This is a genomic window from Paenisporosarcina sp. TG20, from assembly GCF_000286315.1.
In the GTDB taxonomy this organism is placed as follows: Bacteria; Bacillota; Bacilli; order Bacillales_A; family Planococcaceae; genus Paenisporosarcina.
The window spans coordinates 1-25,367 of the sequence record NZ_ALJG01000330.1 but is presented as its reverse complement, the minus strand read 5'-3'; the positions used below and the strand labels follow the sequence as shown (position 1 = coordinate 25,367).

25 protein-coding genes and 1 riboswitch are annotated in these 25,367 nt (G+C 35.3%); of the genes, 4 read left to right on the top strand and 21 right to left on the bottom strand.

Annotated features, from left to right (window positions below; all coding sequences use genetic code 11):
• Positions 1 to 154 precede the first annotated feature (154 nt).
• The 6 genes from efp to B371_RS0114060 all read right to left on the bottom strand — a co-directional run bounded on the left by efp (position 155) and on the right by B371_RS0114060 (position 7,316).
• Positions 155 to 715 (bottom strand): elongation factor P, encoded by a 561-nt coding sequence (gene efp / locus B371_RS0114085; protein WP_019414953.1) that lies wholly within the window; start codon positions 713 to 715, stop codon positions 155 to 157.
• Between the two features lie 16 nt (positions 716 to 731).
• Entirely contained in the window at positions 732 to 1,793 is a 1,062-nt protein-coding gene (locus tag B371_RS0114080) for an aminopeptidase P family protein (RefSeq protein WP_019414952.1), read from the bottom strand.
• Positions 1,794 to 2,237: a type II 3-dehydroquinate dehydratase gene (aroQ, locus tag B371_RS0114075; RefSeq protein WP_019414951.1), complete on the bottom strand. Its 444-nt coding sequence runs from the start codon at positions 2,235 to 2,237 to the stop codon at positions 1,794 to 1,796.
• Between the two features lie 59 nt (positions 2,238 to 2,296).
• On the bottom strand, positions 2,297 to 2,716 hold the full coding sequence (locus B371_RS0114070) for a hypothetical protein (RefSeq protein ID WP_019414950.1): 420 nt from the start codon (positions 2,714 to 2,716) through the stop codon (positions 2,297 to 2,299).
• Between the two features lie 956 nt (positions 2,717 to 3,672).
• Positions 3,673 to 6,240, bottom strand: a complete 2,568-nt coding sequence (locus B371_RS0114065) for a vitamin B12-dependent ribonucleotide reductase (protein WP_019414949.1) — start codon at positions 6,238 to 6,240, stop codon at positions 3,673 to 3,675.
• A gap of 239 nt (positions 6,241 to 6,479) precedes the next feature.
• Positions 6,480 to 7,316: a biotin/lipoate A/B protein ligase family protein gene (locus B371_RS0114060; protein ID WP_019414948.1), complete on the bottom strand. Its 837-nt coding sequence runs from the start codon at positions 7,314 to 7,316 to the stop codon at positions 6,480 to 6,482.
• Positions 7,317 to 7,653: 337 nt separating this feature from the next.
• On the opposite strand from B371_RS0114060, the gene B371_RS0114055 reads away from it, so the two are divergent.
• Both B371_RS0114055 and B371_RS0114050 read left to right on the top strand, forming a co-directional pair.
• Entirely contained in the window at positions 7,654 to 8,034 is a 381-nt protein-coding gene (locus tag B371_RS0114055; protein WP_019414947.1) for a rhodanese-like domain-containing protein, read from the top strand.
• 80 nt (positions 8,035 to 8,114) lie between these two features.
• The gene (locus B371_RS0114050; RefSeq protein ID WP_019414946.1) at positions 8,115 to 9,386 is read left to right on the top strand and encodes an ATP-binding protein; all 1,272 of its coding nucleotides are present in this window, start codon (positions 8,115 to 8,117) and stop codon (positions 9,384 to 9,386) included.
• Positions 9,387 to 9,546: 160 nt separating this feature from the next.
• On the opposite strand, the gene gcvPB is transcribed toward B371_RS0114050, so the two are convergent.
• The 10 genes from gcvPB to comGA all read right to left on the bottom strand — a co-directional run bounded on the left by gcvPB (position 9,547) and on the right by comGA (position 18,218).
• Positions 9,547 to 11,037, bottom strand: a complete 1,491-nt coding sequence (gene gcvPB, locus B371_RS0114045; RefSeq protein ID WP_369751111.1) for an aminomethyl-transferring glycine dehydrogenase subunit GcvPB — start codon at positions 11,035 to 11,037, stop codon at positions 9,547 to 9,549.
• On the bottom strand, positions 11,000 to 12,346 hold the full coding sequence (gcvPA, locus tag B371_RS0114040; protein ID WP_019414944.1) for an aminomethyl-transferring glycine dehydrogenase subunit GcvPA: 1,347 nt from the start codon (positions 12,344 to 12,346) through the stop codon (positions 11,000 to 11,002). The genes gcvPB and gcvPA overlap by 38 nt, the downstream gene beginning before the upstream one ends.
• Before the next feature lie 24 nt (positions 12,347 to 12,370).
• Complete coding sequence (gene gcvT, locus B371_RS0114035; RefSeq protein WP_019414943.1) at positions 12,371 to 13,474, bottom strand: glycine cleavage system aminomethyltransferase GcvT; 1,104 nt, start codon at positions 13,472 to 13,474, stop codon at positions 12,371 to 12,373.
• Positions 13,475 to 13,720: 246 nt separating this feature from the next.
• Positions 13,721 to 13,810, bottom strand: a riboswitch (glycine riboswitch).
• Positions 13,811 to 13,951: 141 nt separating this feature from the next.
• On the bottom strand, positions 13,952 to 14,467 hold the full coding sequence (locus B371_RS0114025) for a shikimate kinase (protein ID WP_019414941.1): 516 nt from the start codon (positions 14,465 to 14,467) through the stop codon (positions 13,952 to 13,954).
• Between the two features lie 207 nt (positions 14,468 to 14,674).
• Positions 14,675 to 15,112, bottom strand: coding sequence for a competence type IV pilus minor pilin ComGF (gene comGF / locus B371_RS0114015; protein ID WP_019414939.1), 438 nt, complete (start codon positions 15,110 to 15,112; stop codon positions 14,675 to 14,677).
• Positions 15,097 to 15,396, bottom strand: a complete 300-nt coding sequence (locus B371_RS0114010) for a hypothetical protein (protein ID WP_019414938.1) — start codon at positions 15,394 to 15,396, stop codon at positions 15,097 to 15,099. The genes comGF and B371_RS0114010 overlap by 16 nt, the downstream gene beginning before the upstream one ends.
• Positions 15,386 to 15,814 (bottom strand): competence type IV pilus minor pilin ComGD, encoded by a 429-nt coding sequence (gene comGD / locus B371_RS0114005; protein ID WP_255348667.1) that lies wholly within the window; start codon positions 15,812 to 15,814, stop codon positions 15,386 to 15,388. The genes B371_RS0114010 and comGD overlap by 11 nt, the downstream gene beginning before the upstream one ends.
• On the bottom strand, positions 15,807 to 16,127 hold the full coding sequence (gene comGC / locus B371_RS0114000) for a competence type IV pilus major pilin ComGC (protein ID WP_019414936.1): 321 nt from the start codon (positions 16,125 to 16,127) through the stop codon (positions 15,807 to 15,809). Before comGC ends, comGD begins: the two co-directional genes overlap by 8 nt.
• 17 nt (positions 16,128 to 16,144) lie before the next feature.
• Positions 16,145 to 17,209, bottom strand: coding sequence for a competence type IV pilus assembly protein ComGB (gene comGB / locus B371_RS0113995; protein ID WP_019414935.1), 1,065 nt, complete (start codon positions 17,207 to 17,209; stop codon positions 16,145 to 16,147).
• Positions 17,175 to 18,218: a competence type IV pilus ATPase ComGA gene (comGA, locus tag B371_RS0113990; RefSeq protein WP_026023076.1), complete on the bottom strand. Its 1,044-nt coding sequence runs from the start codon at positions 18,216 to 18,218 to the stop codon at positions 17,175 to 17,177. Before comGA ends, comGB begins: the two co-directional genes overlap by 35 nt.
• 640 nt (positions 18,219 to 18,858) lie before the next feature.
• On the opposite strand from comGA, the gene B371_RS0113985 reads away from it, so the two are divergent.
• Positions 18,859 to 19,101 carry a DUF2626 domain-containing protein gene (locus tag B371_RS0113985; RefSeq protein ID WP_019414933.1) on the top strand — a complete coding sequence of 81 codons (243 nt, stop codon included), beginning with the start codon at positions 18,859 to 18,861 and terminating at the stop codon, positions 19,099 to 19,101.
• 185 nt (positions 19,102 to 19,286) lie between these two features.
• Here B371_RS0113985 and B371_RS0113980 read toward each other — a convergent pair whose 3' ends face one another.
• Positions 19,287 to 19,925, bottom strand: coding sequence for an MBL fold metallo-hydrolase (locus B371_RS0113980; protein ID WP_019414932.1), 639 nt, complete (start codon positions 19,923 to 19,925; stop codon positions 19,287 to 19,289).
• Positions 19,926 to 20,087: 162 nt separating this feature from the next.
• Between B371_RS0113980 and B371_RS0113975 the strand changes: the two genes are divergently transcribed.
• Complete coding sequence (locus tag B371_RS0113975; protein WP_026023075.1) at positions 20,088 to 20,267, top strand: DUF2759 domain-containing protein; 180 nt, start codon at positions 20,088 to 20,090, stop codon at positions 20,265 to 20,267.
• A 319-nt stretch (positions 20,268 to 20,586) separates the two neighbouring features.
• Here B371_RS0113975 and B371_RS0113970 read toward each other — a convergent pair whose 3' ends face one another.
• From B371_RS0113970 to B371_RS0113955, 4 genes are all read right to left on the bottom strand, one after another.
• The gene (locus tag B371_RS0113970) at positions 20,587 to 22,488 is read right to left on the bottom strand and encodes an LTA synthase family protein (RefSeq protein WP_019414930.1); all 1,902 of its coding nucleotides are present in this window, start codon (positions 22,486 to 22,488) and stop codon (positions 20,587 to 20,589) included.
• Positions 22,489 to 22,898: 410 nt separating this feature from the next.
• Entirely contained in the window at positions 22,899 to 23,471 is a 573-nt protein-coding gene (locus B371_RS0113965) for a 5-formyltetrahydrofolate cyclo-ligase (protein WP_019414929.1), read from the bottom strand.
• Between the two features lie 55 nt (positions 23,472 to 23,526).
• Entirely contained in the window at positions 23,527 to 23,676 is a 150-nt protein-coding gene (gene rpmG / locus B371_RS0113960; RefSeq protein WP_017380101.1) for a 50S ribosomal protein L33, read from the bottom strand.
• A gap of 758 nt (positions 23,677 to 24,434) precedes the next feature.
• The coding region (locus B371_RS0113955; RefSeq protein ID WP_019414928.1) for an IS4 family transposase at positions 24,435 to 25,367 on the bottom strand (933 nt) is incomplete at its 5' end.

Here is a 25,367-nt window from a genome sequence, read left to right as displayed (position 1 = left end):
ATGCATTAATGCATTTGGTAACTCTCAATTTATAAATAGAATGATTAAACTTTAATATTTTCTGCAAATCTTCGACATATCAGAGGTTATAAAGACAAATAGCCTTTTAACGCTCCTTGGGTAGGGCGGGAAACCGTCTACTCAAGCTAGGTCGTTATTGTGCTCTAGAAACGTAAGAAGCATCTGTTGTGTTAATAATTAACTTGTCACCCTGGTTGATAAAGAAAGGTACTTGTACGGAAAGACCTGTTTCTAGTATCGCTGGTTTTGTACCACCACTAGCAGTATCTCCCTTAATACCCGGTTCAGTTTCTGTTACTTCTAAAACAACAGAATTAGGTAATTCTACGCCTAATATTTCACCATGATACTGCATGATATGAACTTCCATGTTTTCACGTAGGAATTTTAACTCATACTCAATTTGTTTTGATTCAAGTTCAAACTGCTCATAAGATTCAGTATCCATAAAATTATGTTGATCGCCATTCGCATATAAATATTGCATTTTACGATTATCGATTTGAGCTTTTTGTACTTTTTCTCCAGCTCTAAATGTTTTTTCATTAACTGCACCTGTTCGAATATTGCGCAGTTTAGAACGGACAAAAGCTGCGCCTTTACCTGGTTTAACGTGTTGGAAATCTAGTACACGCCAAATACTTCCGTCTACTTCGATTGTTAAACCTGTTTTAAAATCATTAACTGATATCATGAGTTTTCCTCCAAAATTATAAGATAAGTAACTCTTTTGTAGAATGTGTTATTTTGCTGTTTCCAGTAGCGGTCATTATCGTATCGTCTTCAATTCTGACACCACCGACACCAGGTAAATAAATGCCTGGCTCAACTGTGATCACCATACCTTCTTCTAAAACTGTTTCAGAACGGAATGACAACCCCGGCGCTTCATGTACTTCTAACCCAATTCCGTGACCTAAAGAGTGACCGAATGCTTCTCCAAATCCTTTTGACTTAATGTAATCCCGAGCAACAGCATCAGCTTCAATACCTGTCATGCCTGGTTTTATTTTTTCAAGAGACAACATTTGTGAGTCTAAGACAATTTGATAAATCTCCTTTAATTGCTCACTCGGTTCTCCAACTGCCACTGTTCTTGTAATGTCTGATACATAACCATTATACAATGCACCGAAATCTAATGTAATAAAATCGCCCTTTTCGATAGTTTTCTCACTAGCCACACCATGTGGAAGTGCAGAACGAAGACCAGAAGCGACGATAATATCAAATGAAGATGAAGACGCACCTTGCTTTCGCATAAAGAATTCAAGTTCATTTGAAACCTCTAATTCCGTTTTACCAGGTGCGATGAATGATAGGATGTGTGTAAATGCTGCATCTGCAATTTCTGCGGCAGCCTTAATAATAGTAATCTCTTGAGGAGTCTTAATCAAGCGTATTTTTTCAATAAGACCTGATACTGGTATAAGTTCTGAATTGATAGCCTTTTGATAACTTTCAAACATCGCATAAGTCATATTATCTTTCTCAAATCCTAGTTTTTTCACGCCCATTTTATCTATCTGGACGCTTACCTCTTCAATTAGAGTTTTTGTATGTTTTACAATTTCAAAGTTGGCAATTTGTTTTTCTGCTTGTTCAGTATATCTAAAATCCGTGATAAAAACAGCTTGATCTTTTGAAATAATGGCTACTCCAGCTGTTCCTGTAAATTCAGTTATGTATCTGCGGTTGTAGCCACTTGTAACTAGTAAAGCATCAATTTGGTGTTCATCTAAAGCGTTTCGTAATTTAGTTAATTTATCCATTTAAGATTCCCCTTTTCTTCTATGTAAAAATGTTTCCAAGGCTAACGTATATCCAAATGTACCAAGTCCACATATCTGTCCTTGGCAAACTGCTGCCAAAACCGATTGGTGACGGAAAGTTTCTCGGCTATGAATATTTGAAATATGTACTTCGATAACTGGAATTGATATAGAGGAGATAGCATCACGTATCGCATAGCTGGTATGCGTATACGCTCCAGGATTTAATATAACCCCGTCAACTTGCTCCTCTTCTGCCAAGTGCAACCAATCGATTAGTTCACCTTCATGGTTAGATTGTTTACATTCCACAACAACATTTGATGCTTCACCGTATTTTGTGAGAGAACGTGTCACATCTTCCAACGTTTCCAATCCATAAATAGATGGTTCACGTTTACCTAAACGATTTAAGTTTGGACCATTCAAACAAAGAATTTTCATCTTGTTACCCCATTTCCATCGTTCCCATTCATCTTATCATAACATGTAGGCATCAACTACTATCCTTTATTATCATACACTTTTCGGTTATAATAATGAATCGTTTCTGCGAGTGCACGACTAATTATGAGTATAGTGACTAGTATCGGAATTGAATTCCATTTAATATGAGAAAAGTCTTGGTGAATAGACCATTCGAGAATTAGCCATATAGCAAATCCCACTAAAATAGAAGTGACAATCGGTGGTACCTTTTTAATGAGTAGAAATAAACCAATCACAATATTTATTATTATTAAAATAACGATAAATGTTAAAAGCCATTTTACCGAACTATGCACATCCGGGAATATTTGCAATCTCTTTGTCCAGTTTAATGGGTGCCAAGAAATAAATTTAAAATAATGTAGAAAACCCAACATACCTGTAAAAACTACACCATGGGCTGTTGAAATCCATAAAAAATGAGATCCCTTCAATCAAATCACAATCCTCTCTATCATACAATTTTGGACTGATCTCACTCACTCTATTCATAGCGTTAGATTTTTTTTGAAAAACATTCTGGAAAACAGTTAAGTTAATTAAATTTAAGCTCTTTATTGGATAAGAAAAATATGCAACAATTTTATACGCGTCGTTAACTCTCTGAATGGACTCCTTTTCATCATAATAGAACTTTTCGTCCATTCAGATCAGTTTTTCATCCACTCAGATCGACTTTCCGTCCACTCATGTCATCTTTTCGTCCACTCAGCATAACTTTCCGTCCACTCAAGACTACTTTTCATCCACTTAGCAGTAAATAACCACTATATTCCAACAAAAATGTGCATTCTTGCTGAAACAGATGTCCCTATTATAGTTTCAGTTTAGAGAATCTTCTTTTTCAGTTAATTAAGTTAGAAAATAGATGATCAAAGGTCAACTAATAAGAAAAACCGGCAAATTACGCCCGGTTCTTTAAGAAAATACGCTGTATCTACTTTAGTTTCCGGTATGATTTTCGTTGCAGACGGACGCTTTCCGCGGGGGCAATAATAGATTTTCTCTTAAATTAATCAAATTCCAAGAAAAGTACTTAACTACAACAGCTTTTGAGATATCCATGGACTATTTAACGTGTTCGACTTGAGTAGACAATTTACAAAATAAATATAAAAAATAGTCTTAATTTTAAAATAAAAGTACTCATTTTTAGAATGTTAGTCTAAAGATACTAAAAAACATCATAAACACCGGGGTCATGACACCCCGAGTTTATATACTTTCTATTTTATTCGTTCTTAACCTTGAAACCGAAAAAACGCCGATTATATCGAAAAGATACAATCGGCGTTTCTATTAATACAAGTTTGAGAGTCTCATGTGAAATCATATGTTTAATTCGTTATTCCTAGCATCGAAGGAGTCATGCTAGTGACACCTCATTTATTTATAATCCACATTTTAATTGGGCATTACAATTAGTACATGTATTACAGCCACCCATTTCTTCAACTGTTCCTTGACGACAAACTGGACATTTATTGCCCACTTCAGAACCAATAGTTACAGTCGTTGAGCGTAAATCTTGAATGGTATCTATTAACACAATTGGACGTCTTTCAATGATGTCGTCCTCATAATGATGATCTTCATCCATTATATTCTCTTCTGCTTTCAGAGTTAAAACTTGAGCGTCTCGACTACCATCAACATAGACCGTTCCACCTTTAGCGCCACCATGGTAGAGTCTTTCGTATACACTTTGTACTTGTTCCACGGTATAACCACGAGGAGCATTAACTGTTTTGGAAATTGAGCTATCAATCCAACGTTGAATAATGCACTGCACATCAGCATGAGCTTCTGGTGACAATTCCATTGACGCAACAAACCACTCTGGTAAGTTTTGCTCGTTTGTAGTTGGGTTTGCATCTAAGTATTCTTTCACGATATCAGCTTTTACTTCAATGAATTTTCCTAGACGACCACTGCGATAATATGTGAATGAGTAGTAAGGCTCTAAACCTGTACTCACCCCAACCATGGTTCCGGTTGATCCTGTAGGTGCAACTGTTAATAAGTGAGAGTTACGAATTCCATTTTCAAGAATAGATTCACGTACATGTGGTGCCATTTTTTTCATAAATCCAGTATTAATAAAAGCATTGCGCAAACGGTTTGTTTCTTCTGTTGTGTCACCTTGTAAAAATGGAAAACTTCCACGTTCAACAGCAAGCTCCGCTGATGTTTCGTAAGCTGTCACTGCAATTGTTTCAAAGATTTTTTCTACTAATACATTGCCTTCTTCAGATCCATATTCTTTTTCGCAATAAATTAGCAAATCAGCAAGACCCATGACGCCTAGTCCAACTCGACGTTCACCAAGAGCTTGTACCTTATTTTCTTCCAAAAAGTATGGTGTTGCATCAATTACATTATCCTGCAATCGAACACCAACTCGCACCGTGTCTTTTAAACCTTCAAAGTCAACAGTCTTTGTTTCTTTATTAGCAAATTGCGCTAAATTTACAGCTGCTAAATTACAAACAGAGTATGGAGCTAGAGGTTGTTCGCCACATGGATTAGTAGCAACCACTTGTTGACCGTATGCTTTTGCATTCGTCATTTCGTTTGCATTGTCAATAAAGAAGATCCCTGGTTCTGCAGCGTATGTTGCACAAATATTAATTAAATCCCACAAATCTTTTGCTTTCATGGTGCGATATGTTCGAATCTCATGACCTTGTTTCTCCCATTCGCGAACATCACCAATCTCATGCCATTTTTGATTGTATTCTGCCATCTCTTCTCGAGAATATGTTTCAACAGCTGGAAAACGAAGAGCGTGATCCTGATTTTCTTCAACAGCTTTCATAAAGTCATCGGTTAGAGTAACTGAAATATTAGCTCCTGTTAAAAATTCAGAGTTATTAACGCTATATGTACCACCATCATTTAATTTGTTTTCTGCATCACGAATTATAAGGTCATTAAATCCACCTTGACCTGGAATGTTTTTATAATTAACTATTCCTTGGTACATCTTTTCTTCTTGTTCAGTTAACGCTTTGAATTGAAGCTTTTCCTTTGCTAGTTGCTGTATGGTTTCATCATTTGAATTTTCTATTAAATAACGAAGAATTCTTGGATTCTGCATTTTAGAAATAATAAATTCCGCAATATCTGGATGCCAATCCGCTAGCATAATCATTTGTGCCCCTCTGCGGCTACCGCCTTGCTCAACAAGATGTGTCAATTTCGCGATATCATCCAACCAAGATACCGAACCAGATGATTTTCCATTTACACCTTTTGCTAATGTATTGCGAGGTCGCAATGTCGATCCATTCGTTCCAACCCCTCCACCACGGCTCATGATTTCCATCACTTGTTTACGGTGGTCAGAGATTCCTTCACGTGAATCAGGTACAAATGGCATGACATAACAGTTAAAATAAGTGACATCCGTACCTGCTCCAGCTCCATATAACACTCGACCAGCAGGGATGAATTTCAATGCAACTAACTGTTCATAAAATTTTTGAAACCATTCTTTTTTCTTTTCTTCCGTTTTTTCAACTGATGCTAACCCTGTAGCATTGCGTTTTGCAATTTGTTCATAAAAAACTTCTAACGGCTTTTCAATCACGTGAATAGATCGATTGACTATTCCAGCTTGCTGTTCAGCAGGATCATCAATGGCGCTTCGGTAATCCTCTTCAATCAAAACTCGTGCTTTGTTCAAATCTCTGTCTATTGAAACAATATGCCCTAAACCTCTAGCAGGAAATTTCGAATCTTCTTTAACTGTTAATACAACGAAATCTCCAACTTTTAAAGTTTTCTTTTCAGTATCCTTAAATGAATATCGGTCAATCATAACCAATCGTGATACACCTTTATGTGTTAATTTCATGTCATCGGTAATTGCGTGAACTTTAGGAAATGCTGCGATGTCTTGATTTAATGATTCAATGTTTAATTTTTCAATATGTTGTTTAGAAACAAGTACCATTTATTAATTCCTCCTTATTTATCGGTTAAATTACTACATGTTGTATCTATCGATGTGTTTAGGGTACTATATATTGAATTACCCTGCAAATAAAAGTTTATTATTAGTTTCCATACACAGCAACATTCATAGTTCTATTTAACCATAAAAATAGTCCTTATTAACTATTATTGATATACTATCTTTTTGGTAAGTTTTACTAGAGAGGATTCTTACTAAAGCTTAAAATTTAAAATAATTCATTTTCGGTATGTCCATTCATCATTTGCATAGCGACGAATTTCTAGAGCTTTTACATAATCCATTTGTTCGTTTGTAAGGAAATAAGGTTTGAGTTCTACATTTAGTCCATCGGAAAATCCATCTTTAAACGCGTGGATGCACTCTTCAATTTTTACTGGTTTATCCAATAAACGATTTATAGGAACTGCCTTTTTAAATAAGCCCTCAAGAACACGTTCTTTGATTTCATCGGTTCTATAGTTAAATAAAGAAACTAATTTTTCTTCATCTAAATCAAGTAAGATGGCTCCATGTTGCAATATTACTCCTTTTTGTCGAGTTTGAGCACTACCTGCGACTTTCCTGCCTTCCACAACTAGTTCATACCAAGATGGTGTATCAAAACAAACAGCACTTTTTGGATTTTTTAAATCATTTCTTTTCTCTTCTGTATTAGGCACTGCAAAATAGGCATCGAGTCCAAGATTTTTAAACCCGATTAATAAACCTTCACTCAAAACACGGTAAGCCTCAGTCACTGTCCTTGGCATGTTAGGGTAGTCTTCACTAACGATCACACTATATGTTAACTCATGTTCATGCAATACCCCCCGCCCTCCTGTAGGACGACGAACAAAACCTAAATTATGTTTTCTTACTTCATCCATGTTAATTTCTTTATCTACATTTTGGAAATAACCAATCGATAATGTCGCAGGAGACCATCTATAAAACCTTACAATTGGTGGAAGGAGTCCTTCACTATGCCAGTCTAGTAACGCCTCATCTAGTGCCATGTTAAACGATGGACGACAAGCGCCTGAATTAATAAAATACCAAATCGGTTTAGACATGTATTTTCCTCCTCACAATGCTATTTATATTAACAAATCAAATGTGTTGTGACTACTGTTTCTTTTTCGAAAACAACTATGAGTTAAAGCGAAATATTGTGTCTATTATAATCACAGGTTTTTTTTTAATTCAGAGAAAATTGACTGACTTTTTCTAGCATTCATTAAGGGGCAATTCTGTGTGAAACATCCCTCTCATTATATACATAATATTGAACATACCATTCTTTTTAAAATAATTTTTAAAAATAATATGATTCACTTCACTTTTGAAATGGTAGGATTTTTAGTTATAAAATAGTATAATAAGTACATAGATAGAAGGGGGAAAGTTTTCGTGGAATATTTATATATTATCGCTGCTGGTTTTTTCGGTATATTAATTTATTTTTTAATCACATTACTTCGATTAAGAAAGAACGTATCAAGTTTAACGCAAGCACAATTTATTGAAGGGTATCGAAAAGCACAACTTGTAGATGTACGTGAACCAAAAGAATTCGATGGTGGACACATTTTAGGCGCTCGCAATATTCCGTCTTCACAAATGCGCCAACGTTTTAAAGAAATTCGACCAGACAAGCCAGTTTACTTGTATTGCCAAAATAGTGCGAGAAGCGGACGTGCAGCTCTCTTCCTAAAGAAAAAAGGTTGTACACAGATCTATCAATTAAAAGGCGGATTCCGTCAGTGGACTGGTAAAATTAAGTCAAAATAAAAATCTCAAAGTTCTTCCATTCGGAGGAACTTTTTTAATCTATAGAAAATAAATTTCAAACATATTAATTGGAGGTTCGAATGAAAACAAAAACACTCGTTTCACACCAAGAAAATACCAGACAATCTCTTCCACACTATGAAGATCAAGCATTTGTTTCAAAGCGAATTATCGCTACGTTACAAAATAGACTTAATGGAATCTGGCAACATATCCATATTGATGAAACCATCTCACAGCTTGATGTTAACGTACTAGAAATGATGGAAAAAGGACTCCTTCCCTACGAATCTCTTAGTCATATCTATGAAGCAAGAACTCTTGGAAAAGTGGCCACAACAACTGAAGATGCTAACGGAAATCAATTAAAAGTTGTTAATACGTTTGAAAATCAACTTATTTATTTTCCAGAGCATGAAGTTGCTTTGACTTTAGTTTCTTTCTATACACCAGATCATATCTGGCCAGTGCTGCAATGCTATGCACAATCTGCTGAAAAAGCATTATTTTTTTTACAAGACATCAACGAAAAACTACGTCAAATGTTAATGCAATCCATTACTTTCTTAGTCGATACTGAGGAAGGGGTAAAACGTCGTAATTACGGAGAACACGCAGCAGTCAACCGGGATGATGTTATGTTGGAGAAATCAATTAAACAAGATATCTTCCGTTCCATTGACCAGTTTTTCACTGATGACGGACAGTTCTTCAGAGAATATGGCTTGCCATATAAGCGAGGTATTTTACTTTATGGTTCACCAGGAAATGGGAAGACAACAATTGTTAAGTCCATTACCGGATCAACTAATGCTCCAGTTGTGTATTGGCAAATCACTGAATTTACTGGTAGTCATTCGATACAAGAAGTTTTTGGTATTGTCACAAGATTGGCACCAGCTATACTAGTCATTGAAGATATCGACTCTATGCCCGAATACACTCGGTCTGTCTTTTTAAACACTCTTGATGGTACTCAATCACGGGAGGGACTGTTCATCATTGGAACAACAAACCACCCACAAAAAATCGATCCTGCTTTGATTAACCGTGCTGGTCGTTTTGACCGAGCATATGAAATTCCAGATCCTCCTTCGGAAGTTCGTAAACTGTATCTACGCAAACTGGACTTGAAGAATATCTTTTCTCAAGAACAAGTTTCAGAAATGGCAAAACTTACAAAAGGTTTATCCATTTCTCAATTAAATGAATTGTACATGTCTGTTGCATTAAACTGGCACTATGATGGTAAGCTTGCTTATGAAGAACGTATAAAAGAGCTACAAAAACAAAATAAGCGCTCCAAAAAGAATGATTGGGACAATGAAGAAGCGAATATTGGATTTAATTGAAAACGTAATTCTTTTAGTTAAATATGAAATGAAAAGGGACTGTCCAAAAGTCTTTTTAAATGACTTTTAAGACAGTCCCTTCATTCAATACAATAAGTTATAATTTGTGGATTGCCGTTAAAAGCGACTCACAAAATCATTGTCAATAAAGCATATGTTTTTATGCTTTTATATATCGTAAAACTGGTGTACGTGCAGCTTTTGTTTCATCCAAACGTTTAATTACCGTTGTATGAGGTGCTTGTTGAACGATTTCTGGTGTTTCTTCTACTTCTTTGGCGATTTGTATCATTGCATCTATAAATGCGTCTAGCGTTTCTTTGGACTCTGTTTCAGTTGGTTCAATCATCATTGCTTCCTCAACATTTAATGGGAAGTAAATCGTAGGTGGATGATAGCCGAAATCAAGCAGACGTTTTGCCATATCAAGTGTACGAACACCTAATTTCTTTTGACGACGACCACTTAATACGAACTCATGTTTACAATGACGATCATAAGGCAAGTCGAAATGTGGTTGCAAACGACGCATCATATAATTTGCATTAAGTACCGCATATTCAGTGATCGCTTTCAAGCCATCTGGACCCATTGAACGAATATACGTGTATGCACGTACGTTAATACCAAAGTTACCATAGAAGGGCTTAACTCTTCCAATCGATTGTGGACGGTTGTCATCGAAGTGATAGCCTTGTTCTGTTTTCACTAAAACGGGTTTTGGTAAGAATGGAATTAAATCTTTCTTTACTCCCACTGGACCTGATCCGGGCCCACCCCCACCATGGGGACCTGTAAAGGTTTTATGCAAGTTTAAGTGAACGCAATCAAAGCCCATATCTCCAGGACGTGCTTTAGACATAACGGCATTTAAATTTGCTCCATCGTAATACAATTTACCACCTACACCATGAATAATTGAAGCCATCTCTAAAATGTTTTCTTCAAATAAGCCTAGTGTGTTTGGGTTTGTTAACATTAATGCTGCTGTATCATCGCCTACAACACGTTTTAAATCTTCTAAATCGACTAGTCCATATTCATTTGATTTAACAGTAATTGTATCGAAGCCTGCAACTGTCGCGGAAGCAGGGTTTGTTCCATGTGCAGAGTCAGGAACGATTACTTTGGTACGTTGTGTATCTCCGTTTGATATATGGAAGGCTCTAATCATCATTAGTGCAGTCCACTCACCGTGGGCTCCAGCAGCAGGTTGTAGAGTCACTTCGTCCATCCCTGTAATTTCAATTAAATGTTCTTGAAGATCAAACATTAACTCCATAGCTCCCTGAACTGTCTCTTCATCTTGTAGCGGATGGATATTTGCAAATCCTGGAAAACGTGCTACCGACTCATTAATTTTAGGATTGTACTTCATAGTACATGATCCAAGTGGATAGAATCCTGAATCAACACCATGATTACGTTTTGATAGTGCTGTATAATGTCGCATAATATCTAGCTCAGATACTTCTGGAAGTTCTGCCGCTTCTTCGCGAAGTAAACCTTCAGGTAGTAAAGAAGATAATTCTACTTCTGGAATATCAAGTTCTGGTAAACTATAACCGATTCTTCCTTCTTTTGTCAGTTCGAAAATTAATGGTTGATTATCTTTATGCACGGAAAGACCCCATTTCTTGCACAAGCGCATCGATTTCTTCTTTAGTTCGCTGTTCAGTAACAGCTATTAGAGCATGACCTTCTAAGTTTTGATCAACTTTTCCTAAGTCAAATCCACCAATTATACCTTTTTTAAATAACTCTTTATTTAATACAGTTACAGATCCCTTTACATTAACAACGATTTCGTTAAAATGTGAACCTTGATACAGGACATTAAATCCGGCTGCTTCAAATGCTTTTTTAGCATAGTTTGTTTTTAAAATATTTTGCGTTGCAATTTCTTGAACACCTTTTTTACCAAGTGCCGTCATGGCTACTGAAGCTGCTAGTGCGTTTAATGCTTGGTTTGAACAGATGTTTGAAGTAGCTTTATCGCGACGAATATGTTGCTCACGCGCTTGTAATGTTAACACATAGCCACGACGACCAACTTCATCAGTAGTTTCACCTACTAAACGACCAGGAACCTTACGCATTAATTTTTTAGTTACTGCGAAGTATCCGCAATGTGGTCCTCCGAATGATTCTGGAATACCAAAGGGTTGAGCATCTCCAACTACAATATCAGCCCCTAGTTTTCCTGGTGAAGTTAAAATACCTAATGCTAAAGGGTTTGATGACACAACTAATAATGCATTTGCTTCGTGTGTCAAAGATTCAACTTTACGAATATCTTCTACTTGACCAAAAAAGTTCGGGTATTGTACCAATACTGCTGCTGTATTGTCATCGATCATATTATTTAGTGCATCAATATCAGTTATGCCATCTTTTGTTGGAATTTGTACCACTTCAATTGATTGACCGAGAGCATACATACGAACAACATCTTGTGACTCAGGATTTACTGCACCTGATATAAGAAGTTTTTTACGTTTTGTATGTCCTGCAGCGAGCATTCCCGCTTCAGCTAGTGCAGTTCCTCCGTCATACATGGATGAATTTGCTAAATCCATACCAGTTAATTCACAGATCATTGTCTGGAATTCGAAGATTGCTTGCAATTCACCTTGTGAAATCTCAGGTTGGTAAGGTGTATATGCTGTATAAAATTCTGAACGGGAAATCACATGATCGACGATGATTGGCTTATAGTGATCATATACTCCTGCACCCAAGAAAGAAGCGTAGTTTCTATTATCTGCGTTTTTTGCAGCCATTTGAGATAATTCTTTCAATAAAGATGACTCTGATTTTGCAGGCTTAATATTGTATTGTCCTTGGAAACGTACTTTTTCAGGGATATCAGAAAACAATTCATCTATAGAAGAAACACCAATTGTATCTAACATTTCTTTTTCGTCTTGTTCAGTCATTGGTAAATAACGATGTCTCATTAGGTCATAACCTCTTTTCAGCAATTATTTTTGGCGTTTATAAAACGGAATAGCTACAGTCACAGCCTTCAATCGTTTCCCACGAATTTCCACTTCAACTTCTGTTCCAAGCTCACTGAATTTACGGTCAATTAGACCTAGACCAATATTTTTCTTAAGCGTTGGTGATTGTGTACCTGTAGTAACTTCACCAATTTGTTGGTCATTCATATAAATTGTGTAACCGTGTCTAGGTATGCCTTTATCTATCATTTCAAGCCCGACTAACTTACGTGGTATTCCAGCTTCTTTTTGTTCAACGAGTGCCTTCTGACCAATAAAGTTATTGTCTTTTTTCAATTTCACCGCAAAACCAATTCCTGCTTCTAAAGGAGAGATATCTTTTGAAAGTTCTTGACCGTATAGAGCTAAACAGGCCTCAAAACGAAGTGTATCTCGTGCACCAAGGCCACAAGGAAGAACTCCATCTTCTTTACCCTCCAATAAAATCAAATCCCATAATGCGACAATTGAATCTGGACTCCCATAAATTTCGAAACCATCTTCACCTGTATAGCCTGTTCGTGAAACTAGCACATTGTGGTCACCAATTTTTACATTTTCTACAAATTTAAAGAAACCAATACTATTTAGATTCTCATTTGTCAGACGTTGAAGAACATCTTCAGAAAGAGGGCCTTGTAATGCAAGTTGCCCATAGGAATCTGAAACATTTTGTACAACAGTGTCTCCAACCACTAACTTTTTCATCCACTCGAAATCTTTTTCAATATTTGATGCATTTACTACCAATAAATAATCATTATGTGAAATTTTATAAACTAGTAAGTCGTCAACAGTGCCACCATCTTCGTAACACATTGCACTATATTGCGCTTGACCATTTTGTAGCTTTGTCACATCGTTTGTGAGTAATGTTTGCAGGTAGTTTAGACTATCCTCGCCTCTAACAGTAATTTCACCCATATGCGAGACATCAAACAAACCAGCCTTTGTTCGAACGGCTTCATGTTCTTCTTTAATACTAGAAAATTGAACAGGTAATGCCCAACCACCAAAATCAATTGTTTTGCCTCCGTATGATTTATACGAATCAAATAAAGGGGTTCGTTTTAAGTTTTCAGACATTTTTTTCTCCTCCGCTTCTATATAATAAGTACAAGTTTTCTTTGGAGAAAGTAAGAAGATTTGATAACTGAGTCCTTTTAGGTAAAATTCTTACCCTTCCTGTTTTAAAGTTAGGGACTTTTTAAGACCTAAAAAAGGACAGAGAATCCCCATTAACTGAGAATTCTCTGTCCTGGCACCTGAAAGTTTACCTGAAATAGGCTTTCCTCTTTGGTAGCTATTAAAAAATAGCGTTCTCCAGAGATGCGTCCTATACGAGTCTTTTTTACCTGAGAGATTCGTAGCTACTTGCTCCTTCGGCGACGCGACTAGCGCGTTCTCTCCTCGTATACTCATCCGCCCAAAACAAATCGTTTTGGTTATAAATAAATCAATGTACAAAGGCAGTTTTACTCTCTATATCCTAACATTGATTTGAAGTAAGAGCAATCTAATTTATTTATTTACCTAAAAACGAACGGTTAATAATATTATTCATTAATTGTTCGTCTTTAGGCGATGGAATTGAAATGCAGCATATTCTGTTATTTGTCTTAATGATCGTCCTTCAGTTTTTATTGTAATGTGTTTTGCGGCTTTGTAGTGTCGTTTCCTAAATGAATATAATGCTTCTAGTTCTTCGCGAGTTGAGGACTGTACGATGGGTCTGTTTACATCACGATGGATTCGTTTCCAAATATCAGAGAACGTGGCATCTAAAAATAAAACTAAACCTGTTTTCCTCATATGCTTTCTATTGCTAGGATTAACTGCTACCCCACCCCCAGTAGATATGATACACCACTCATCTCGAAACGTTTTAAGAAATTCATGTTCTTGTTGCCTGAAGAAAGTCTCTCCATAGGTTGCGAAAATTTCCGGGATGCTCATTCCCATCTTTTTCACAATTTCTTGATCCATGTCATAATAAGGAATTTTAAGCGAATAACTCAATCGTCTTCCGATTGCGCTTTTTCCAGATCCCATGAAACCAATTAAATAAATTTTTTTCATCTCCTACCTCGCTTACTTCGTTACCAATCTTCACAAAACGACTATTATCGCTAATTTCTCATTTCATTAATAGTAGCAGATTTATAATGACTTTCCAACATCTCATATATATTTACCTGAGAAACGTAGGACGTTACAAAGTAGAGAAGTATACCGGAAACAATAAATAATAAAACAATAGCCACAGGAAGCAAGAAGCCAAATTCATTATGAGGATACAAATACTTCATACGTTCTCTCCTCTTTTCGTCCGTTTTCAAACTCCACGTATATCAATACTTGATCATCTAATACCTGTATTTTGCATAATTTCACTTCAGTTAACATTGGTTCATGGCCTAAACGATTTTTTTGTTTTCGAATAAGGGATGGATAGCACTCAATATCATATTCGACTCCGTCTTTTAGAAAACGAATACCAGTTTGATTCATTTGCTCTTCTATATGCGTTACATCAGACACGATACTTTCCATATCGAGTGAAAACATTTCCCAATCAATTAATTCGGAATTAAAGAAATGTTTTTCTATTTGACTAAACCACACAGCATAAAACAAAATTAATTGTGAAAACAATAGCAAAACTGATAGTTGAAGAATTGCCTCTATTAAGGTATAACCTTTAGTCGTCAATATGCTTCGCATGATTCATTACTCTCTTCAAAAAATATATATTTTACACATAGTGTTGGGAAATTCCATTCCCATGAATATTTCACATCATTTAGAATAACTTCACCAAACAAATGACCATTCTTTATTGATGTTGAGGCTTGGTTTTTTGTAATAGCTATATGTAGTGCAATTCTTTTTTCTTCTAGTTGGAGTTTCATATGATTGGTAAAAGGTATTAATGATCCAAATAGTAAAAATATAATGCTAACTGTTAGGATAGATTCAACGAATGAAAAACCTTGTTCATTCCTCAAGTTTCATACGTCCTTTCCCGATATAAACACGAATAGTTTTTGTTCCATCCGGTGTTAGAATATTGAGTGTCCCAAAAGTTTCAATAGACCCATTAGCCTGAAAACCGAATTCTTTTAATGTGCTAGTCTGTGACACACTGTATCCTTTTGGTAAATTCCGTATGAAAAGAGCGTCGTATACTGACCTTCTTCCGATGTAACGAGTTCCTCCTGTATCAAAAATCAATTTTATATACTTTTTTTCTGCTAATGCCCTAGATTGTATGTGACTTACATCGAGTTTTAGTTGATTATAAAACAAATCAAATGTTTGCCTTTCCATATATCTATTATTCATATATAAAGCACTTGTGCTGATAACTGAAACAATCATCAGCACAAGTAATAACTCAATAAATGAATATCCTCTATTATTCAGGGATAGCTTCCGTTACAAGACCAGTTGTCGAATCAATTAGTATTAGCTTTCCATTTGGACAAGTTGTTTCACCTGCAATTAAATAACTATCGCTCACCAAGTCTTCAATTGTTGGTATAAGTTTTTTATCAATACGATATGATTCCACTTGCCCCTGCACCATTTTCACATATGCTTCACAACCTTTTTTATCAATTGTTGCTGAATGTTTCGTTGCATTTGGAATAGCAATTAAGATTAGAACAGATATAATTAGCAAAACTACCATCATTTCGATTAAAGTAAAACCCTTTTGACATATAATTTTCTTCATTGTCGCTTCCTCCCTCTTTAAATAAAATCAATCATTCCATAGACAGGTAATAAAATTGATAAATAAGCAGCTAGTATACAAATTGCTAACACACCAAATAGCACAGGTTGTACGAATGATAGCCATCTTGTTAGAGATGCCTCAGTTTGTTCATTCAGTAAATCACTGTAAATTAGTAGTTCCCGTGCCAAATGCCCACTAACTTCTCCGTGTGCAATATACGTCGAAAAATCATTTATAAAGCAATCGGATACCTTTACAGCTTGTTTTAAAGATTCACCAACTAAAACTGATTTGTAAATACTCTCAGCAATTACCTGTAAATATGGTTGGAATCTTTGTTCTTTAAGAGCAATTAACGCATGTTGTAAAGAAAGACCACTCGCTAATAACATTCCTATCTCTTGTGAGAAACTTTTTGTCCACAATAATTTAATCCAGCTAGATAGTACTGGAGTCTTTTGCAAGATTATGACTTGTTGCTCAAGCGAGTATCTTTTAATTTTCCACCTAAAGGCTAAAGTAATAAAAAGCAATAGTAGACAAACACCTAACAAAGCATCTGGCAAATGAAGTAAAGTGCTAGCCCAGTTAATAGAATCAGACGTTGCAGCTTGTCTTGAAGAAGCTAGCAATTTCATATTTGGTAAAAAGTAAGTTCGAAAAGCAACAAATAAACCAGCAAGCATACTAAATAAAAAAACAGGATACATTACAACTTTTTTCAAACTGGCTTTTGCACGTTCTACCATGGCAATATGTGTATGGAGAACATGTAAAGCTTGATGTAATCTACCATGCGACTCAGCCATTTGAATCGATAATAAATGACTCTTTGGTATCCCTAAAGTCATCAGTATCAAGGTCACTCCATCACCATTTTTCAATTGATTTGCAAGCTTTTCTTGTGCTTCTTTACTCTTTTTTACATGATGAGGTAAAAGCATAATTAGCGAATCATAAAATGTATATCCTTCATTTAATAAAGAAGATAGTCTTTTCAAAAACTGTGCTTGTTTTTTCTTTGGTATTTGCTGATGTTTTACATCAATATGTGATTGGAGGAACTTGAATAAGACCACTTTCAACCCCTTTTCTATATTGATCGTAAAGTGTTAATTCTATGGGCATTTTGAATGTCCCACCAGTTTTAATCGCTTCAATCGCTTGTTCAAGTGTTTGTCCATATAGAATTTCATACAAAGATGACCGATTTGGAATGATTCGTTCATCTTGACTATCATAAGATTCTATAACTAGTTGTTGACTAGTTATACCGAGTATCGCTTGTTCCAAATCGTCAATGGGTATTCCTAAATCCATTAATCTATATAAGCAACCTATTGGATTTTTCGCATGAACGGTTGTAATAACTAAGTGACCTGTTAACGATGCTTGAACAGCTGCTTGAGCTGTTTCAGCATCACGAATTTCACCAATCATTATGACATCAGGAGAATGACGTAATATGGCTTTTAATCCCGAGGCATACGAAATACCCGAACGCTCATTTACTTGAATTTGTAGCAAATGAGATTGACTATTTTCTACTGGGTCCTCTAAAGAAATGACATGTCTATTAAGTTGTTGTGCACTGTAGCTAGTTAGTGAATACATAGTTGTTGTCTTGCCGCACCCTGTAGGTCCAGTAATGCATAACAGTCCTTGTCTGGAAACCATAAAGTCATGCAGCAAAGTAGCTGCCTCTTTATAAAGAGACAGTTCATGCAAAGGTTTAGAATCATCATGTAATTGAACTCGAATTACGAGACTTTCTTTATTTTGAACAGATGGTAAAGTAGAAACTCGAAACGAGCATGTATGAGAATTAAAATTTTTCTGGAATGAACCACTTTGGGGTTTTCTTTTTTCACTGATATCTAGAGAGGATAGAAACTTGAAGTACGAGATTATACGATCCCCAATTTCCAGGTGAAGCTTACCTGCAGGGATAAGTTTAGTGTGTAATCTAAAATAGATTGTGTATAGTCCAGCAGATGGAATTAAATGAATGTCAGAAGCGCGAGCAATAATTGCTCTTTTTATTAACTCCTCACTTTTTTGTTCAATGATATTTAATAATTCAATCATACCTTCTACCATTCACCCTACACAGGCAAGGACCGCTCTTTACCTGTTACATTTCACTATATCTACTATCTAAGTATTTGGGAATGTTTAAGCCCAAAATTAAATTTTACCGGTTTTTAGACAGGAAATTTAAATTTTGCCTGTTAAAATGCGGGGAATAATTTTCTTTTGAGGCATAGAGGCTCAAATTGTTCTGGCCGATAAATCCATAACAATTTTATAACTATTATTATTTGTCTTTTCACCAAGTTTAGATTTTAGCTAATTAACGATAAGGGCAAATTGTAGTCAATATACAGATCTACCTTTTATATGATTGACTTCATGTTGCCAATATTTCATCTCACCGTAAAATGTTAGGCAATCGGAAAATAAAAAATTGAAGAGTACACAAGACAAAATTAAAATTGTACTTCTTATAGCATGTTACAAAAATAACTAGGATAAAAATAGTTAGTTTTGATTAATATTAGGGGATACTTGTGTCAAGCAATACTGATTTCTTATTATTTTTTAGAAGAGTTTATAAATTCCACGGGTCTGTCACATTCTAAAGACATTCTAGAGTTTACATCTGGGAACGAAAACCTTTATAATGAGATAGAGATTAATGTTAGTTGTAAAAGGAGGGGACTTTCTCATGAACAATATGTATAAGGTGATGGGTTTCTGGACAGGGATTTTCTCAGTTTTGTTTTATTTAGGCGATATGTATCCGGCTTCATTATTATTATTAGCTAACACAGGAATATTCATTCTTTTAGGTTTCTTAAACCTATCAGAGCGCATGTACCTCTATATCTTTGGCGCTTATTTAACAGTATTTTTTGCAGGCTTTACTTACTATACGACATTTATCCAAGTAATGGGCGGTAGCAATTAAGTAAGCAATAGCAGATTATTTCTGTGAACTAGACAATAATGGTAAAGAAAAAAGACAGCCAAATAAATTGGTTGTCTTTTTTAATGGTGTGTAAAATATAAAATTTTGACTTACAGGTTTTTATCCGTCCCCTTTACCGAATCTGAAAACACGAACAAGAAGATGTTATGTATTTACTCTTGCCCTTATAATCCATTCAAAAATGGATTGCTATCCATTTCTTCTTCAGGAGTGGTTGGATTACCATGACCAGGATAACATATGGTATGTTCTGGTAAAGTGAGTAGTTTATTGTGAATCGATGAAATTAGATCTTTATGGTTTGCATAGGGTAAGTCTGTTCTCCCAATGCTACCTTGAAACAGTGTATCTCCTACAATAGCAAAGCCATCCTCTTTAAACCAATAAGTAATACTCCCTGGTGAGTGTCCCGGAGTATGGAAAATTCTACATGAAAATGATCCAATATCTAGTGGTCCTTCTTCTTCAATTAGAAGATCTGCTGGTTTCCCTTCCACTAAAGTTAATTCCCTATATCTCGCTGACCCATTTTTAGTTGAATCCATCAGCCAATTTTTTTCTAATTTATGAATGTAAACAGGAATCTTAAAGGCATCTCTGACAACATCAACAGCACCAATATGGTCAAAATGAGCATGTGTTAAAAGTATGGCAAGAGGTTTCAATTTTAGTCGACGAATTTCTTTTATTAATTGATCTCCTTGTTCACCTGGATCGAAAATCAAACATTCTTTTTCTTGACTTGACACTAAAAAACAGTTAGTTTGTAATGGACCTAATGGAAATGTTCTTATATTTAACATGTATATCACCTCCATATAATTGTAGCAGAAAGAATCTATATATACACTGACGTACATATATCAGACACTATTTATTACTCGACAAAACTCTTTTAAAAACTTATAATAAAGGAGAAAACTTGTCTTCAACATCTAATGTCTGAGTCAAAAGGAGTGCTTTCATTGAACTTATTAATGGTTATTTTTGGACTTGTTGCTATTTTTGCTGCAGTTGGTACTTTTCAATCATTCAAAGAAAAAAATCTTCTAGGTCTTGTCTTTAATTTTGGAACTTTTGCAATTTTTGGGTTTTTCACAGTAATGACAATCTGGAATCAAGGCTATCCACCTTCTTTACATTAACATCTAAAAAGCTGACGTTCAATTTGAACGTCAGCTTTTTATTTTAGTTAATTAATAAAGCAGCTTATTAGATGCAATATGCGCAATTTTCTCCTCGTCTTCTACTAAATGAACTGCGGGGCCATAAGTATTAAATCGATGATTGTAAAACATTATGAACTTACAAGCAACACCATAATGAAAAGGCGAGACATCTAGATAAAATCTAGTTAAAAACGCAAAATTAAATTAAATTGGAATTTCAAAAAGCCTCCCTATTTTTACTTACAAAAAAACCGGCAAAAGTGTAAAACACTTTTGCCGGTTTTTATTTAGAAAATTATTTATCTTTTTGAGGTTCAGCATTTAAAAGATTCCCTGTTTTCTCATCATAAAAACGAAGTAAGTCTCCATTTATAATTTCATCCGAATATCCAAGTTCTTCTGTTGCACGTTCAATATACGGTGCACATGCTTCAATTTCTGTTTCTTCACCGGATTCTTTGTCGTAACAGATGTTTCCTGCATAGACCAATTCGTCTGTAACAAAACGTCCATCACGGAAGACAACAAACTCTTCATGCTCTTTAGAGAATACATCTGCTCCTAATTGCATATCTCTATTTGTTTCAATACCAAGTAAATGTAGGAGTGTTGGTCGAATATCTATTTGTCCGGCCACTTCTTCCATCACTTGCCCTTGATTAGAACCAGGAACATGAATAAACATTGGTACCCGTTGTAATTGCGCACTTTCAAATGGTGTAATTTCTTTGCCTAAATATTGTGCCATCGCTTCATTATGATTTTCTGAAATACCATAATGGTCACCGTACATCATAATAATCGAATTTTCGTACAAACCTTTTTCTTTTAAATCTTCAAATAGAACTTTTACTGATTCATCCAGATAACGAGCCGTTTGGAAATAACGATTTAATGTTCCAGAATTCGAATCATACTCAGGAATAAATTTATCTTCTTCATCCAAATAGAATGGGAAATGGTTCGTTAATGTAAGTAATCGCGAATAAAAAGGTTGGGGCATTTCTGCCATGAGATCAACAGATTGTTTAATGAAAGGGACATCTTTCATCCCCCAGTTAACAGCTTCGCCTTCTGCAATATCATAGCTTTCTACATCATAAAATTCCTCAACATTTAATGCCTTGTACATCATGTCACGGTTCCAAAAACTCTTGTTGTTTGCATGCATGACATTTGTAAAATAATCTTTTTCATTTAGTTTTTCAGCCATTGAATTGTATGTGTTCCCACTATTTGTGAAGAAAACTGCTCCTCCACCCAATGGATACAGCCCATTTTCAACTATAAACTCAGAATCAGATGTTTTACCTAATCCTGTTTGATGGTAGAAATTAGGGAAATAATACGTATCTTTATCTGATGATAGTTTATTTAAAAACGGTGTTACTACTTCTCCGTTCATTTCTTCGTTGATCACAAACGTTTGTAGTGACTCCAAGGTAACAACAATCAAGTTTTTACCTTCCGCAGTTCCAAATACATCATAATTAGGTTCTGCTTGATTTGATCGAACATAGTTATTTACTTCGACTAATTCACTGCCATCCGCTAACGCACGTTTTGCATGTGATTTTGATTGAATATAGATATCATATACATGATAGTTGTATGTCCCAATATTTTTAACTAATAATTCCCGATCAAAGCTTCGTGTTAAAAGTTGTGGACGTTCAGTTTCTGAAAGTCCTAAATTCAAGAATAGAATAGCGGCAGCTAACACAAAATAAGCTCGACGAATGGCAGGTTTTACAATTGCTACTTCTCTAACATTCGGTAACCATTTGATTGCAGCAATTATTAAAATAACGTCAATAAAGTAAAAAATATCTGTGATATAAACACTTTCTGCTGCAGATGTACCTAAATCACCAAAATTACTTGTTTGGAATAACACTGGCAATGTTATAAAGTCGCTAAAAAAGCGATAAAATGCAACGTTTAGGTATAAAATAATCGCCAAAACAGAGCTCGTTACTAAAATATATCGATTTCTTACTTTTGGAGATTTAAAAAATAATGAAATACCATAAACCGCAAGTAAAAAGCTTAAGGGATTTAAAAATAGGATTACATGTTGCATAACATTTTCAATTTTCATGTCAAAACCCGTATGATACACCACATATGTTTTAATCCATGTCAGTATAATAGCAACCGCTAAGATTAAATGATTAGAGTATTTTTCGTTCTTCATTCAAAACAACCCCTTTACCTCATACTTTCAATTTTTATCCACAGCTAGTATTCGTACAATCCCCTACAATAAAAGGGTCAAACGACAACTCTGAATAATGCTTCGTCAATCAATAAGGTGTGTTTCTTACCCGACTGAAAGGAGCTACTACTTTTTCCCGAATAGAAAGACGCATTTTTAAATCATAACATTTTTTTATGAATTAAGCAATCTTATTGACTCTTGATAACTACTAATGATTTAAAGTAGGCTCACATTTAAGTACCCTCTATAAGACGTTTGTAACCTCTAAAAGTTTCATGTTTATTAAAATATTATTGATTATATGTCTTTTATAAAAATAAAAAACCCAATCGATCTAGGCGACAGGGTTTCAATAAATTAAGTTTTTGTATAGTATAATTTCGTAATTACTCCGTATTCGAACATTGAATACGTTCGCTCTCAGTTAGAATAATGTTTACAGGCAAATCGAACCGTTCAACAGGTACTTTTTCAATCATTTGACTATTAAATGCTAAAGCAACGGTTGGTCCACCGTAACCACTTAAGAAACGGTCATAGTAACCTCCACCAAAACCAATTCGATATCCTCTCCTATCAAAAACGACGCCAGGAACAATTAATACATCAATTTGGTTTTCATTGACTGACTTTGTCATGTTAGGAATAGGTTCTTTTAATTTCATATAAACAACTTCTAGTTGATTATATGAGTCAATCACATAGAAGTTCATTTCACGAGAAATAGGGTTACACTTAGGAACCGCTACTTGTTTTCCTTGGTTCCAAAGTTCTTCAATTAAGTTCCATGTGTCAACTTCAGGAAGAGACGATAATGTTATTCCAATGATTTGTGCATTTTTGATGTCATCTTCTTTTATTAATCTCTTTTGTATCTTTTGGGACTTTTGCTGATGCTCTAGCAATTCCATTTCGTTTAAAACCTGTAAGGTCATTTTTCGCAATATAGATTTTTCCAATATGATTCCCTCCATGAAAAAAACCAAAACCTGAGCAGGTTTTGGTTAAATGGTTTTATTTTGTTTCACGGTGTGTAGTCATTTTCTTTTCACGTGAGCAATATTTTTTCATTTCAAGACGTTCCGGGTTGTTACGCTTGTTTTTCTTTGAAATATAGTTGCGCTCGCCGCAATCTGTGCAAGCTAATGTGATGTTAACGCGCATCATTATCCCTCCACTCTAATCAGGAATCATTTAATTATATTGAGCATGATTTATACGACTTTCCTATTATAGCACAAATAATTCAAAAATCCACTAAAAAATATACAGTAATTTAAAATTGACGAAGGCTAATCATTAATTGATTAACCGACCTCTCACACCACCATATGTACCGTTCGGTATATACCGGTTCAATAACTTAAGTATCAACACTCATTAATTTTGATTTAGGTCTTTGTGGCCCCATTTATTGAGCGTTTTTGTTTTAATTGCTTATGAAGAGTTTTTCGGGATGAAATCCTCCAATATCCTTTTCGAATATTGGCAATCACCCAGCTTCTTTATACGAGATTCCCAATCTTCTATGTTGCGAGTATTTTGTCTTGGTTTTCTTCCATCTCTTCCATATGAGTTGCCTTAACCGATCGTTAAGCGCTATTGTGCTACCGGGGAGATTCCATTTTGTTGGGGCTTATAGTATCGATTCGGATTATTTCTTCGCTGATTAGTGAGGTTCGGTTGCATTTGCCCATAAATAAGGAAAACAGATTAAATTCCCTTATCTATCTGACTTGTTTTTTCTGAAATTCACCAATATAGATATAACCAGTCGCTAGTGTTGCATAAATAGTAACTGAAAATTCAATCTACTTATTTTTGTGGGTAAAAGCCAAAAAAGGAAACACTCCAATAAAGGGGGCTCCATCCATTTGGTTTTTATTTACAATTAGACTTTTTCAACGATGACAGTTTGCTTATTACGGAACCACTTTTCCTTCGATTTTTCGAATCCAAAGATGTGCTGGCTTCCAAAGTGAAGCCTTTAAATATCGGCCTATTCGGAGGATTTTATACTTACTTCCCGTTGCGATCTGCGCTAACACGTGAAGACAGTATACAATCAGTGCGATGAAAACCTGATTATGAATGGCTTGTTCACTTTGGCCGTAGAACTTTTTAATGTTCAAATGTTGCTTGATCCACTTGAAAAATAGTTCAATCGCCCATCTCGACTTGTACATTTCCGAGATTTCTTCGGCACTCAAGTCGAAACGATTAGTGATTAACTGCTGTTCATTGCCTTTTGAATCGATGACTTTGAGTAAGCGAAAATAGTTTTCAGCACGGTTTTGTGTGGTGCCAATTAATACCATTTGATCCGATATAACAGCGGAATCTTTGGGTAGTTTAAATTCATCAACCACTCGTACTACTGCGTTTTTGCGTAATCTAGTTAGGAAGAAGTACCCGTCATCTGTCATGCGATCGAAACGTTCATAATCTAAGTAGGCACGATCGAATACGTACATGCATTCTTTGTTATCCACCATCACTTCAAGTTGACCACGATCGTGTTCCTTCGCGTTTGTGAGCACGACTTTTTCGGGATATGAGAGTTCCTTTTCCATGAATACCAGACGTAAATGCAGCTTCACTCCTGCTTTCGTTTTACGGAATTTAGCCCATTTATGGTTCGTCAAATTCAGTGGTAACGTACTCGAATCAATGATTTTTAATGGCATCGTGATTTTTGAGTAATTCGTTTTCATCTGAATTTGAACAAATAAATCCAAAAACAATGGTTGGAAGATGTCTGAGTTCATGCTGTTAAGTCGCCGTGACAACTGAGCAACGCTAATAGAATCCAAGTTAGCACTCTTTTGAAGGTGGTCATCAAAAAGACAATCGCT